Genomic DNA, 13322 nt, shown 5'->3' with positions numbered 1-13322 from the left:
AGGCCGGCCCCGAACCACCTTGTGAAGTCCTTACGGTTCCCTACCAGGTGGTCAGCAGCAGATGGTTGACCAGCAGCGCGACCGCGGCCTGCCCGACGAGCCAGAAGCGGCGGCCGGGCGCCGGGAGCAGCGCGGCGCCGGCCATCAGCCAGACCGCGAACGGCAGCCAGATCCGCTCGACCTCAGCCTTGCTGTACCCGGACAGGTCGGCGGCCAGCATGGCGATCAACCCCGCGGCGGGCAGCAGCACGGCCGGGTGCAGCCTGCGGCCGGCCAGGGCCGCACGCCGGACGATCACGGCGGCGGCCGGTCCGGCCGAGACAACAACAAGAGCAAGATCACCCCAGATCCAGTACGCGTACGGGCGGACCCGCGCGATCCCCTGGTAGTACCGGATGGTGACCAGGTGGTAGCCGGCCGGCCACCAGAAGCCGGCCGCGGTGAACGCCGCCACCACGGCTGCGACGCCGGCCAGCGCGGCGCCCAGTGGCAGCACGGTCAGGGGCCGGACCCGCGCGGCGAGAACGATGACGGCCAGCGCGGGCACGCCGATCAGGACCAGGCCGTACGACAGGTAGAGGGCACCGCCGAGCAGCAGGCCGGCCGCCGTGGTCGCCACCAGGTTCCGCCGGGTCAGACCGACCGCGAGCAGCGCCAGACCGCTCGTGGTGACCCCGGCGAACAGACCGTCGGCGGACACCCCGATCCACACCGCGCCGGGGAACAGCACCAGGAACGGGACGGCGGCGCGGGCCGCGGCCTCGTCGCCGAGGGCCCGGAGCGTCACCGGCACGGCCACCGCGCACAGCGCTCCGGCCGCGACGCAGGTGATCGCCGCCCACCCACCCCCGCCGAGGCCGATCCGGTCAAGGGCGATGAAGACCAGGAACGCGCCGGGCGGGTGCCCGGCGACGTGGGTGGTCCACGAGTCGGGCTGGAAGTCGAGGATGCGGCCGGTGAACCCGCGCAGCATGGCGTGCACGCCGGTGACCCCGCCGACCTCGCTGAGGTATTCGTGCCGGGTGGTGAGCCGGCCGGCGACGCCCCGCTGCCAGCCGTCCACCAGGGCGAGCGCGAGGATCCAGCCGACCGCGGTGAGGTAGGCGGCGGCGAGCAGCCGCCGCCAGGGCAGGGTGGCGGCCAGCCGTGGACCCGTCCGGACCACCAGGACGGCCACCCCGAGCGCCAGCGGGGTACCCGGACCGAGGTGCGGCAGCCAGCGCCCGGTGAACGGGGCCGAACTCGCGTGCACCGGCCGCCCGGCCAGGTAGAGGGCCGCTCCCGCCAGGCCGGCCAGCGCGACGAGCCCGAGGGCCGCTCCGGCCGCGGCCAGGTCTGCTCGCGGCACCCGGCGGACCGTCATCCCCGCAGCGCCGCCGTCGCGAACTCGGCCACCCCGGTGCGCAGGTCGGTCGCGGCCGTGAAGCCCAGCTCGGCGGTGGCCCGGGCGGACGAGGCGGTGATGTGCCGGACGTCGCCCAGCCGGAACTCGCCGGTCACCACCGGCCGGAGCCCGCCGAACGCCTCGGCCAGCGCGGCCGCCATCTCGCCGACGGTGGCGGGCCGGCCGGACGCGACGTTGTAGGCGCGGAAGCCGGCCGGGCGGCCGGCCGTCGCGTCCAGGGCGGCCAGGTTGGCCCGGGCCACGTCGGACACGTGCACGAAGTCTCGTCGCTGGCCGCCGTCCTCGAACACCCGCGGGGCCCGGCCCGCCTCCAGCGCCGACCGGAAGATCGCGGCGACCCCGCTGTACGGGGTGTCCTTCGGCATGCCCGGCCCGTACACGTTGTGGTAGCGCAGCGCGGCCACCGATCCGCCGGTCTGCCGGGCCCAGGCCGCGCTCAGATGTTCCTGGGCGAGCTTGGTGGCGGCGTACACGCTGCGCGGGTCGAGGGCGGCGTCCTCGTCGACCAGCACCGGGGTGAGGTCCCGTCCGCAGGCCGGGCAGGCCGGCTCGAAACGGCCGGCGGCCAGGGCGGCGACCTGGCGGGCGGCGGGCCGGGTCGAGCCGTGCTCCGGGCAGGTGTAGGCACCTTCGCCGTACACGACCATCGAGCTGGCCAGCACCAGCCGGTGCACACCCCGGCGGGCCATCTCGGCGAGCAGCACCGCGGTCCCGAGGTCGTTGCAGCCCACGTACTCCGGCAGGTCGTCCAGATCGACGCCCATCCCGACCATCGCGGCCTGATGCACCACGGCGTCGACCTCGTGCAGCGCGCCGGCCACCGCGGCCCGGTCGCGGACGTCGGCCCGCAGCACCGGTACACCGTGGACGTCGCCCGGCGGCGGGCCGGAATGCGCGGCCGGGTGGGCGCAGTCGAGCACCCGCACCTGATGCCCGGCGGCGAGCAGGGCGGCGGTCACCTGGGAGCCGATGAAACCGGCGCCGCCGGTCACGAGTACGTGGGTCACGCCGCCGACCGTAGCCGCCGGCCGGCCCGCGAACATGGTCCCTGAGCAGCACGTCAGCGGTTCGTAAGAACTGCCGGCGACGTAAGGGAGCCGTAATCCCGAACCGGCGATCGCGGCCCTCGGGCGAGGCTACGTTCGGCGTTCATGACCGACGTCGTACTTCCCTGCCTCAACGAGGCTCCCGCCCTGGCGTGGCTGCTCGGCCGGCTACCCGCCGGCTACCGGGCGATCGTCGCCGACAACGGCTCCACCGACGGTTCGGCCGAGCTGGCCCGCAGCCTCGGCGCCACGGTCGTCACCGTTCCGCAGCCCGGCTACGGCGCGGCCGTGCACGCCGGGATCGTCGCGGCCGACCCGGCCGACGGGGTGGTCTGCGTGATGGACGCCGACGGCTCCTTCGACCCGGCCCAGTTGCCGCTGGTCGCCGATCCGGTACGGGCCGGCACCGTGCGGCTCGCCCTCGGCCGCCGCCGGCCGACCACCCGCGGCGCCTGGCCGCCGCACGCCCGGCTCGGCAACGCCGTGCTGGCCCGGCGACTGCGCCGCAGCACCGGGCTGAACGTGCACGACATCGGCCCGATGCGCGCGGCCCGGCGCGACGACATGCTGTCGCTCGGCCTGCGCGACCGCCGGTTCGGTTACCCGCTCGAACTGCTCGTCGCCGCCGCCCGCGCCGGATGGTCGGTGGCCGAGGTCGACGTCGCCTACCACCCGCGGGCCGCCGGGACGAAGTCCAAGGTCACCGGCACGGTACGGGGAACCGCCCGGGCGATCCGCGACATGAGCGCGGTGCTGGCCCGATGAGCGTACAAATTCTGGTCCTGGCCAAGACGCCGGTGGCGGGCCGGGTCAAGACGCGGCTGTGTCCACCGTGCACGCCCCGGCAGGCGGCCCGGCTCGCCGCCGCGGCCCTGGCCGACACCCTGGACGCCGTCGCCGCGACGCCGGCCGCCGCGCGGATCCTCGTCGTCGACGGCGATCTCCCGGCACCGCCGGGCTGGGGCCGGGTGGTTCAGCGCGGTGGTCCGCTCGGCGAACGCCTCGCCCACGCGTACGCCGACACCGCCGTTCCCGGCACGGCCAGCCTGCTGATCGGGATGGACACCCCGCAGGCCGGTCCCGCTCTGCTCGGCGACGCGGCCGCCCGGCTGGTCGCGGACGGCGCCGACGCGGTGCTCGGCCTGGCTGCGGACGGCGGCTGGTGGGCGCTCGGCCTGCGCGATCCGGCCCACGCCCAGGTCTTGCGGGACGTGCCGATGTCCACTTCGGACACCGGTGTGCTGACCCTGGCCGCGCTGACCGCCCGCGGGCTGCGGGTGACGGCGTTGCCGGTGCTCACCGATGTCGACACGGCCCCGGACGCGTACGCCGTCGCCGCGCTCTGCCCGCCCGGCAGCCGCTTCGCGGCCGCCGTACCGGAACTGGTCCCGGCATGACCGCCCTGGCCGTCTTCGATGCTGCCCTGTCCCGTGCCGCCGGCGGATCACCGGCCGTTCTGACCCTCCACTCTCGCACCGGGGCCGAGCAGCGGGTCGACGCCGCCGCGTGGTGCCGCAGCCATCTGCCCGGCGACGGCCGCCTGCTGGACCGCTGCTCCGGTCCGACGCTCGACATCGGCTGCGGCCCGGGCCGGCTCACCTATGCCCTCAACCAGCGCGGGCATCCCGCGCTCGGCATCGACGTCAGCGCCGCCGCCGTCCGCCTGGCCCGCGCTCGTGGCGCGGCCGTCCTGCGCCGCGACGTCTTCGCCGCCGTGCCCGGGCACGGCCGGTGGCGGCACCTGCTGCTCGCCGATGGCAACATCGGCATCGGCGGCGACCCGCACCGCCTGCTGCGCCGCTGCCGGGAACTGCTGGCCGCCGACGGCCGCCTGCACGTCGAGCTGGCCCCGCCCGGCGCCACGAGCTGGTCCGGGAAGGCCCGCCTCAGCATCGGCGACGGCGCCGCGAGCGAACCGTTTCCCTGGGCCGTCCTGGCCGTCGCCGACCTGCCCGCGATCGCCGCGTCCGGCGCGCTGCGGATCCTGACCACCTGGACGGAGGCGAACCGATGGTTCGCGACGTTGCTGCCGGCCTGATCGCCCGGGCCCGGCGCGGCCTCGCCTGGCTCAACGCGCCACTGCCGCCACCACCGGCAGCCCTGCGCCGCGGACCGTGGCGCCGCGGCGCCTTCGACTCGAAGCTGCGCTCGCCGCGGCTCACCAGCCTGCTCGGCGCCGCGCTCGGGGTCGCCTTCACGATCTGCTTCGTCACCGGCCTGATCAGCCACTTCATCCAGCATCCGCCGTTCTGGTTCAGCTGGCCGGCCCGGCCGGTCAACCTGTACCGCGTCACCCAGGGCACGCACGTGGCGACCGGGCTGGCGTCGGTGCCGCTGCTCGGCGCGAAGCTCTGGTCGGTCTACCCGCGGCTGTTCGGCTGGCCGCCCGCGCGCAGTGTCGTCCACGCGATCGAACGCGCGAGCATCGCCGTCCTGGTCGCCGCCGCGCTGTTCCAGCTCGTCAGCGGCATCCTCAACATCGCCCACTGGTACGGGCCGATGCCGTTCTTCTTCACCGCCGGCCACTACTGGTCGGCCTGGCTGGCGATCGGCGCCCTGCTGACCCACATCGGGGTGAAGCTCCCGATCATCCGGCCGGCGCTCACCCGGCCCACCCCGGACCGCACCGGCCCGGGAACGCTCAGCCGGCGGGGCCTGCTCGGCACCATCGGCGCCGCCGCCGGGGTCATCACCCTGGCCACCGTCGGGCAGACCGTCGCTCCACTCGCACCGGTGGCGGTGCTCGCCCCGCGCCGGCCGCGCTCCGGGCCGCAGCACGTGCCGGTGAACAAGACCGCGGGTGCCGCCGGCGTCCGGGACGCCCTGTTCGACCCGGCCTACCGGCTGACCGTGATCGGCCCGTCCCGGACCGAAAGCCTTACCCTGACCGACCTCGCCGCCCTCCCGCAGCACACCGTCGTGCTGCCGATCAGCTGCGTCGAAGGCTGGAGTTCCACCGGCACCTGGACCGGGGTCCGGCTGCGCGACCTGGTCGCCCTCGCCGGTGTCGACCCGGACGACGTCGAGGCATACGTGGAGTCCCTCGAGACCCGCGGCCGGTACCGCGCCACGACCGTGCCGCCGCCACACGTCCGCGACCCGTTCACGCTCATCGCCCTGCGGCTGGGCGGCGAGCCGCTGCATCCCGACCACGGATACCCGGCCCGGCTGATCGCCCCGAACCGTCCCGGGGTGCTGCAGACCAAGTGGGTCGCCCGGATCACCGCGCGGAGCGCGTCGTGAAAACCGCGCGGCGAGCGCTCATCGTGATCGGTGCGCTCGTCATGACGTACGCCGTGACCGGCGCGCTCACCGACGCCGACGTCAAGGGCGGGGCCCTGGTGTTCCTGATCGGCGTGCTCGTCGCGCACGACGCTGTCCTGCTGCCGATCGCCATCGGTGCCGGCGCGTTGATCGGCCGGCTCGTCCCGGTGCGGCAGCGGGCTTTCGTCCGGGCCGGGCTGCTGGCGAGCCTGGCTGTGACGGTCGTGGCGGTCCCGCTGGTGCTCGCCCGTGGCCGAGCCGCCGACAACCCGTCCCTGCTGCCGCTGCACTACGGGCGTGGCCTGCTCGAGGCGTACGCCGTGATCTGGGCCGCGGTGGCGGTGGCGGCGGTCCGGAGCCGCCGCCACCGCTGATCCCGGCCCGGAGCTGGTCAGGAGCACTGCCGGCCGGTGTTGAGGCAGGCCGTGATCCGCTTCATCTGCCCGGTGGAGTTGACGTTGATGAAGTCGTTGTGGTCGGAGAACGGGTTGTGGTTCTCCTCGGGGAACGAGTCCAGCGCGTACCGGCCGTTGACCTGATCGTCGCGCGCGATGTCGTACGCGATGGTGATGCGCAGTTGCGGGATGGCCTTGAAGCCGGCCGGGCAGGCACCGGTGGTCCGGTCGGCGAACGCGACGTGGGCGCGGTGGTTGGCGCTGTCGATGTTGACACCGTCCCAGCAGCCGGGGAAGTCCTGCACCCGGGTCACCCGGCTCCCGCGCGGGCAGATCGGATACTTGTCGGTCAGCCGGTCGGTGAAGCCCGAGCAGGTCCAGGTGGCGCGGGCGTTCGCCGGTCCCCGGCTGGTCGGCTTCGCGTCGCCGGTGAGCTCGCGCAGGAATTTCGGCATCGCCACCACCTTGCCGGTCGGGTTGCCGCGGTACTCGATGCGCACGGTGGCGGGACGGACGATGCCGCCGGTGTTGTTCGGCAGCTCCAGATCGCGGCCTTGCGGCTCGGGCAACGCGGAAGTGGTCGGCGAGGCGGACGGCGCCGGCGTGGCGGCCCGGCTCAGACTGCACGCCGCGAGGGAATCGAGACCCTGCGGCCGGGTGCCGTTACGGCCGATGGCGATGGCGATCCGATCGAGTGTCGCGGCCCGCCGGGCGGCGAGCGGCCCGAGGACGGCGTTGCGGGCGAAGTCGGGATCGGCCTGCCCGCGAGCATCCACCAGACGTTCGTCGGCCTCCGACTGCTGCCGGTCGAGCTCGGCCAGGCCCGCGTCCACCTCGGCCAGAGCAGCCGCGGGAACACCCGGCAGCTTGTCCCGGGTGCTGGGGCACCGAACCGTCAGCTCAGCGGCCGGGGTCGTGTCCCGCGTGTGGGTGAGCGCGTGCAGGGCGTCGTAGCTGAGGTCGCACTCGGCCAGGCCGACCAGGTTCGCCGGTCGTTTCCCACCGGCCGCGGTGATGAGCTCACCGATCCGCCGCAGGTGCGCGGCGCGCTGCAGACGGAGCGTCTCGAGCACCGACGAGTTGGCGGTGGTGTCGAGGCGTCCGCGCAGGCCGGCAAGCCGCCGCTCGGCGTTTTCCCGTGGCTGCGACAGCGCCCGCAGCTGAGCATCCACGGCGCTCTTCACCTGCGCCGGGATCGCGGGGAGCCGGTCGGCGACCCGGGGGCAGCTCACCGTCGGCACCGTGGACCGGACGGCCTGGCCGACGCCGGCCGCGTCCGGGCGAACGGCGTCGTCGATCCGCACCACCGGCCAGAAATACGATGACCGGTCACCGTTGCGGCAGGTCGTACCCGCCTTGGCGAGGTCGGCGTCGGAGGTGTTCGCGGTGATGGCGAGATTGCCGACGAAGTCGTGCAGGTGCTCGGCGCCGTTGACGATGCCGGGCTGGGCGACCGGGTTGTCCGGGCTGAACTTGCCGTTGCCGTTGGTTCCGCAGTCGACGGTGAACCGTCCGGTGGAGGCACCACGACGGACCGGGGGAGCCGTCACGTTGGGCGCCACCTTGGCGATGGCGACGTACTGGCTCAGGTCGGTGGCCGCGGCGGCGCTGTCCCGCCCGCCGCCGCTGACGAACGTGACGGTGAGCGCGCCGCAGGCGGCGAGAACGGCCGCGGCGACGGTGACCCGCGCGGCCCGGGACCGGACCAGCCGGCGTTGACGATCGGTGACCTTCATTCAGGCTCCTCGGTGGACGACGTGGCGGCTGTGCTGAGCCGACGTGTCCCGATACGGCCGACGGGCTCCACCGGACGGGGCAGCCCCGATGACGTCACCGATCGGTAAGAACCTGAGCAGGGAAGTGATTCACTGTTGCCCACACGACCTTGCCGCCGCGCGTCGGCATGGCGCCCCACGCGTCGGCCACCGCGTGCACCAGCCGCAGCCCGCGCCCCCGTTCGAGCGGCGAACTCGGCTGCGGGTGGGAGAGCGGGGGCCGGCTCGGCTGGGGGAAGCGGGCGGCACCGTCCCGGACGGCCACGTGCAGCCCGGTGCCGCTGCGTCGCACGGTGGCGATGAAGTCGGTGCGGGCGTGTTCCACCGCGTTGGCGGCGAACTCCGACATGATCAGAGCGCTGTCGGGCAGCAACTGTGGAAGCTGCCAGGCGTGGCAGGCCTGGGTGACGAGACCGCGGGCGGCGCGTACGGAGGCCGGCTGGGGCGTCAGGCGGACCTGAAGCCGGTCGGCGCGTGAGATCCGCTCGGCGATCGCTATTCGTGCTTCCGGTACGTCGGCGCACACGCGGGGCTGTGGTCCTTGGAAATTGCGGAGCCGGCGACTGAGCGCTGTGGTGGCGGGCAGGCAGAACGTCAGGTGCACCGGGGACGGCTCGAGTCTGGCCTGCCGCCAGGCTGCCAGCCAGAACGGCATGCTGACCGCGTACGGATCGTCGAGGTGTTGCAGATCGATGATGATCGCGGTGGACGGTCCGGCAACGCACAGTCGCAGGTGGGCGGTTATCTGATCGCCAAGATGCGGTAGCCATGGCCCGTGCGCCGTCAGCTCGATGACGGCGGTGCTCGCGTCGCCGCTGATGGTGATTCCCACTCCGAGGCGGTCGGTCGCGGCGGTGAGCAGGTACGGCGACTGCAGCGGCCGGACCGGGTTCCGACGCTCCGTGCCGCTCACCGCGGGTCCATCGGCAGGCGGGCGGGACGGTGTTCGGCGGCCACAGTGTCTCCCAGCGCCTTGGCGGAACATGGTGCGCTACCGGGGGCTGGGGCAGCTGCCCGGGGACGATTTGTCGTCTCCGTGCAGTGCAACGGCATAGCGACGGGGTCTGGATCGCGGGTCACCGTAAGGGTGAACAGGCCTATCGCCGTCGACTCTACGCGTGATCGGCGTCGCGTCCGTGGTGCCGTTATCCGATCCTGAGCTGCATAAACGACATACCCGCCGGCCGGGTGGGCGCCGCCCGGCAGGAACGGTGAAATGCGCGTACGGTGAACACGTCGCCCGGGACCCCGGTGGCTGTTGAGCCCGCCACCGCCTCCGACATCTGCGACCGATCACGGATCCTGCTGCGGCTGACGCGGTCTCCCAGCCGTGCAGAAATCTCGCGCAGGCGGCACCTCCGTCCGTTGACGCGCTGGACGCGCTGCGGAACATGCGTCATGAGCAACTGAAGGAATGTGAGTGCGATGGTCAACATCGCCAACGGTCACGAATCCCCACGCTTGACCACCACACAACCGCTGGAACGAGGCGGGCGGCACCAGGCCGGCACCGCCGCCGTACCGGAGAACGCCTCCCCGGTGACCGGGCGCAAGGCCACCGCGACGCGGTACCTTCTCGCCGGCATCCGCCTCGCCCTGGGCTGGATCTTCCTGTGGGCGTTCCTCGACAAACTGTTCGGCCTCGGGCGCGGCACTCCCGCCGCGAACGCCTGGCTGGACGGCGGCAGCCCCACCGCCGGGTTCCTCGGCAAAGCCGCCAGCGGACCGTTCGCCGGTCTCTACCACTCGATCGCCGGCAACGTCGTCGTCGACGTGCTGTTCATGGCCGCCCTGCTCGGCATCGGCGTCGCGCTGATCCTCGGCATCGGCATGTGGATGGCCGCGGCCGCCGGGGCGCTGCTGACCGTACTCATGTGGACCGCGGTCCTGCCGCCGGAATCCAATCCGTTCATGGACGACCACCTCGTCTACGCGGCAGTCCTGGTTCTACTGGCCCTGCTCGGCGCCGGAACCACCTGGGGACTCGGCCGCCGGTGGGCGGCCATCCCGCTGGTGCGGCGCAACACCTGGCTCGCCTAGATGCAGGTAGCCGATCAGGATCGGAACCGCCTGCTCGGCGCCGGATTGGTGCTGCTCGGCGCGGCGGTGGCAGCCGTCGCAGTGCTGGGGCCGTTCGTGTCCGGGGTAATTCGTTACCGCACCTCCCCGACGACCCTGAACCAGATCATCGGGGGCGACGCCGCCGCGCTGGCCGTCGTCGCCCCGGTCGCGCTCGCCGTCGGCATCGGAGCACTGCGCCACCGGCCCTGGGCGCGCAAACCGATCTACGCGATGGTTGGCGCCTACAGCCTGATCGGGGCCTCGGTCACCGGGATGGCGATCACCATGGCCGCACGCGACGACCCGGATTCCTCGGCCACCGTCGTCGTGGGGTCGGCTCTGATGACGGCGTTCCTGACCGCGGTCGCCGGCTACCTCTACCGGCCGCTGTTCCGGCATCGCCTAGCGCGCCTCGCCGCGTCCCCGCCGGGCACCGCCCCGTTAGCGCACGTACGCGCTCCGGGACGGCACACCGGCCCGTTCGACCACGACTCCGCCGTCACCGTTCGGTAAGAACCTGGCGGGTGATCGGCGTTGCCTCCGCGGTGCCGGTATACGACCCTGAGCTGCATAAACGACATCCAGTGGGCCGGTTCCGGCGGCGTAGGGTCACCCGCAGGCGTCGGCAACGAACGCCATCCGATCGGGAGGGAAACCGACATGGCCACCACCGACATCCGGCCGCCGCCGGCCCGGCGAGCACCGATGACTCCCTTGCGGAAGACGGCGCTCGCGGCCGGCATCTGCTATCTGCTCAGCTTCGTCTCGGTGCCGACCCTCGGCCTGTACGCGCCGATCCGCGACCCGAACTTCGTCGTCGGCCCGGGCCCGGACACCGGCGTGATCTGGGGCGTCGTCCTGGAGATGATCGTGGCCCTGGCCGGTATCGGCACGGCGGTCGCGTTGTACCCGGTGGTCAAGCGGCAGAACCACGCGATGGCGCTCGGTCTCGTCGGCGCCCGGGTCCTGGAAGCCGCCACCATCTTCTCCGGGGTCGTGATCGTGATGACCTTCGTGACCGTCCGGCAGGCCGGAGCCGGCGCGGACGCCCTGGTTACCGGACAGGCCCTGGCGGGGCTGCACACCTGGACGTTCCTGCTCGGACAGGGCTTCATCCCGGCCGTGAACGCCGTCCTGCTGGGCACCCTGCTGTACCGCTCCCGACTCGTACCCCGGATCCTGCCTGTCCTTGGTTTGATCGCGGCGCCGTTGCTCGCCACGTCGGCGATCGCCACGCTGTTCGGCTTCTGGGACCAGGTGTCGACGCAGTCGGGCCTGCTGACCATCCCGATCGGGGTGTGGGAGTTCTCGCTGGGCGTCTACCTGATCGTCAAGGGCTTCCGGCCGGCCCGGATCACCGCGGACATCCCCGCGACCCGGCTTCCGCCCGCCCCACGCGTACCGACGCTGTCCGGGCAGCCCGGCTGACCGTCCGGCGCCATCCGTTGCTCAGCTCAAGGTCAGCACGAGCTTGCCGCGCAGGCCGCCGGCCAAGACTCGCCGGTGCGCCTCGGCTGCCTCGGCCAACGGCAGGGTGGCCGCCACCCGGGTGCGTAGCCGTCCCGATGCCACCTGTCCCACCAGATCGGCCAGCAGTTCGCGGTCGAGGTGGATGAGTTGCACCTCCTGGCGCACACCTCGGGCGGGAATGATCGGCGGCGTGGGCCGGGTGGCGACCACGACTCCGCCGTCCTCGACGGCGGCGGCCGCCGCCTCGCCCAGGGGGACCGCGTCGAACACCGCGGCCACCGGGGCCAGATCGGCCGAGCGGGGAATGACTTCGTGGGCGCCGAGACCGCGCACCCATTCCTCGTCGTCGTGGCTCGCCTGGGCCAGGACGTGGTAGCCGGCCCGAACGGCCAGCTGGGTGACGAAGCCGCCGACACTCCCACTGGCACCGGTGACCAGAAGGCGGCCGACCGGCGAGATCAGGGCCAGGCCCTGGTGTGCGGTCTGGGCGTTGAGCGGCACCGTCGCCGCGGACACGAAGTCGAGCTCGTCGGGCAGCGGCACCAGCCAGCCCGCGTCGGCCGCCACGAACTCGGCGTAGCCGCCGGGGGCGCCCCGCGTCAGGTACCACGGGATCATCCCGACGACGCGGTCACCGACCCGGAACTCGGTCGTGCCGGGGCCGACCGCGGCGACTTCGCCGGCGATGTCCCAGCCCGGCAGGAACGGCGGCGGCACCGGCCCACCGGGGATCATTCCGGTGGTGGCTGCCACGTCGGCCGGGTGCACACACACCGCCCGCGTGCGCACGAGCACCTGCCCGGGCCCCGCTTCGGGCTCGGGCAACTCCGCCACCCGCAACACTTCAGGACCACCGAGCGCGCTCGCGACGACACCCAACATCCGTCCACTCTAGACGGTATTCTGCCGTCGCATGAGCCTGGACATGGGCGTCGTCCCGTCCGGTGCCGAGCTGAGCCGGGCGGCCACGGTCGCGGTGCTCGGCCGGCTGTTCGGGGACGACGACGAGGATCTGACCGAGGGCGTCGCCCGGGGCGAGTTCGCCGAGCTCGTCTGGGAGGGCGAGCGGGCCAGCACGCAGTGGTCCGTCTCGGCCGGCCGTGACGGGGTGCGCGAGATCGTCGTCTCGGTCGCCGACGCATACCCGAAACGGCCACCGGGCGTCTACCGCGCCGAACTGGCCCGGGTGGTGGACCTGCTGCAGGAGCTGGCCCGGCGGCACGGCGCCCGGTTCGTGGTCGAGGAACGGGACCTGACCGGAGCCTCGCTCAACGCGGTCCTCGACCTGATCGCGCCGGGTTCGCGCGGCCCCGGTCAGGTCCCGCCCGCCGAGTCCGATGAGGACTACCTGCGCCGCTACCTGGCCGCCGGCGACCAGCGGCTGGCCCGGCTGGCCGGCGCACCGGTCACGCGGGACTTCTCGCGGGCGAGCCTCGGTCCGCTCTGGGAGTGGGCGGTCGGCTTCCTGCAGCTGCGCCCCGACGACGCACCCAAGGACCGGATCGTCCTGGAGAACGGCTCGACACTCCGCCGGCCCCGCGACGCCGACCTCCCGATGTGGTTCGGCCGCACCGCCATGCTGGCGCCACACAACTGGTCGGACGAGTCGCTGCGCATGCTGGACGCGGTCGCCTGGTATCTCGCCGAGACCGTCCGCCGGGCCGCCCCGGGCGTCGATTGGCAGGTCGGCCACAGCCGCCCGAGAAACGAGAACGAGGGCCAGCCGGTCCTGCTCGGCAGCACCGGCCGACAATACGAGCCGATCGGCGACGTTCTCTCCTGGCTGACCGGAAAGGTCTATTACCTGCGCCGCCCGAATCCAGATCGACCAAGCCCGCCACCGTCCGGCACCGACTTGGTCGAACGCTTCGACTTCGCGGTCCTACGGACCAGAGGCTGACCTTTA

General features: G+C 73.2%; 14 protein-coding genes. 9 read left to right on the top strand and 5 right to left on the bottom strand.

The features are described 5' to 3' along the window. Nucleotides 1-40 precede the first annotated feature (40 nt). Both Ate02nite_RS31300 and Ate02nite_RS31295 read right to left on the bottom strand, forming a co-directional pair. A complete protein-coding gene (locus Ate02nite_RS31300) occupies nt 41-1363 on the bottom strand; it encodes a hypothetical protein (RefSeq protein ID WP_438871274.1) in 1323 nt (440 codons plus the stop codon). Further along, a complete protein-coding gene (locus Ate02nite_RS31295) occupies nt 1360-2412 on the bottom strand; it encodes an NAD-dependent epimerase/dehydratase family protein (protein ID WP_438871273.1) in 1053 nt (350 codons plus the stop codon). The genes Ate02nite_RS31300 and Ate02nite_RS31295 overlap by 4 nt, the downstream gene beginning before the upstream one ends. A gap of 144 nt (nt 2413-2556) precedes the next feature. Here Ate02nite_RS31295 and Ate02nite_RS31290 point away from each other — a divergent pair, with 144 nt between their 5' ends. From Ate02nite_RS31290 to Ate02nite_RS31270, 5 genes are read left to right on the top strand one after another with little or no spacing between them, the layout of a single operon-like run. After that, nucleotides 2557-3216: a glycosyltransferase family 2 protein gene (locus Ate02nite_RS31290; protein WP_203811448.1), complete on the top strand. Its 660-nt coding sequence runs from the start codon at nt 2557-2559 to the stop codon at nt 3214-3216. After that, nucleotides 3213-3848: a TIGR04282 family arsenosugar biosynthesis glycosyltransferase gene (locus Ate02nite_RS31285; RefSeq protein WP_203811447.1), complete on the top strand. Its 636-nt coding sequence runs from the start codon at nt 3213-3215 to the stop codon at nt 3846-3848. The genes Ate02nite_RS31290 and Ate02nite_RS31285 overlap by 4 nt, the downstream gene beginning before the upstream one ends. Further along, nucleotides 3845-4489 (top strand): methyltransferase domain-containing protein, encoded by a 645-nt coding sequence (locus Ate02nite_RS31280; protein WP_203811446.1) that lies wholly within the window; start codon nt 3845-3847, stop codon nt 4487-4489. The genes Ate02nite_RS31285 and Ate02nite_RS31280 overlap by 4 nt, the downstream gene beginning before the upstream one ends. After that, complete coding sequence (locus Ate02nite_RS31275; RefSeq protein WP_203811445.1) at nt 4462-5694, top strand: molybdopterin-dependent oxidoreductase; 1233 nt, start codon at nt 4462-4464, stop codon at nt 5692-5694. The genes Ate02nite_RS31280 and Ate02nite_RS31275 overlap by 28 nt, the downstream gene beginning before the upstream one ends. Continuing rightward, complete coding sequence (locus Ate02nite_RS31270; RefSeq protein ID WP_203811444.1) at nt 5691-6089, top strand: hypothetical protein; 399 nt, start codon at nt 5691-5693, stop codon at nt 6087-6089. Before Ate02nite_RS31275 ends, Ate02nite_RS31270 begins: the two co-directional genes overlap by 4 nt. Nucleotides 6090-6106: 17 nt before the next feature. On the opposite strand, the gene Ate02nite_RS31265 is transcribed toward Ate02nite_RS31270, so the two are convergent. Together Ate02nite_RS31265 and Ate02nite_RS31260 are read right to left on the bottom strand one after the other, a co-directional pair. Further along, nucleotides 6107-7846, bottom strand: a complete 1740-nt coding sequence (locus Ate02nite_RS31265; RefSeq protein WP_203811443.1) for a DUF1996 domain-containing protein — start codon at nt 7844-7846, stop codon at nt 6107-6109. Between the two features lie 94 nt (nt 7847-7940). Next, on the bottom strand, nt 7941-8798 hold the full coding sequence (locus Ate02nite_RS31260) for an ATP-binding protein (protein WP_203811442.1): 858 nt from the start codon (nt 8796-8798) through the stop codon (nt 7941-7943). Between the two features lie 548 nt (nt 8799-9346). Between Ate02nite_RS31260 and Ate02nite_RS31255 the strand changes: the two genes are divergently transcribed. The 3 genes from Ate02nite_RS31255 to Ate02nite_RS31245 all read left to right on the top strand — a co-directional run bounded on the left by Ate02nite_RS31255 (nt 9347) and on the right by Ate02nite_RS31245 (nt 11374). Further along, nucleotides 9347-9925 carry a hypothetical protein gene (locus Ate02nite_RS31255; RefSeq protein WP_438871272.1) on the top strand — a complete coding sequence of 193 codons (579 nt, stop codon included), beginning with the start codon at nt 9347-9349 and terminating at the stop codon, nt 9923-9925. After that, nucleotides 9926-10459 (top strand): hypothetical protein, encoded by a 534-nt coding sequence (locus Ate02nite_RS31250; RefSeq protein ID WP_203811441.1) that lies wholly within the window; start codon nt 9926-9928, stop codon nt 10457-10459. A gap of 147 nt (nt 10460-10606) precedes the next feature. Further along, nucleotides 10607-11374 carry a DUF4386 domain-containing protein gene (locus Ate02nite_RS31245; protein WP_239147827.1) on the top strand — a complete coding sequence of 256 codons (768 nt, stop codon included), beginning with the start codon at nt 10607-10609 and terminating at the stop codon, nt 11372-11374. 21 nt (nt 11375-11395) lie between these two features. On the opposite strand, the gene Ate02nite_RS31240 is transcribed toward Ate02nite_RS31245, so the two are convergent. Further along, on the bottom strand, nt 11396-12298 hold the full coding sequence (locus Ate02nite_RS31240) for an NADP-dependent oxidoreductase (RefSeq protein WP_203811440.1): 903 nt from the start codon (nt 12296-12298) through the stop codon (nt 11396-11398). 31 nt (nt 12299-12329) lie between these two features. Here Ate02nite_RS31240 and Ate02nite_RS31235 point away from each other — a divergent pair, with 31 nt between their 5' ends. Then, nucleotides 12330-13316 (top strand): hypothetical protein, encoded by a 987-nt coding sequence (locus tag Ate02nite_RS31235; RefSeq protein WP_203811439.1) that lies wholly within the window; start codon nt 12330-12332, stop codon nt 13314-13316. Nucleotides 13317-13322 lie beyond the last annotated feature (6 nt).

The organism is Paractinoplanes tereljensis, from assembly GCF_016862435.1.
Taxonomy (GTDB): Bacteria; Actinomycetota; Actinomycetes; order Mycobacteriales; family Micromonosporaceae; genus Actinoplanes; species Actinoplanes tereljensis.
This window is presented reverse-complemented; position numbering and strand designations above follow the sequence as displayed.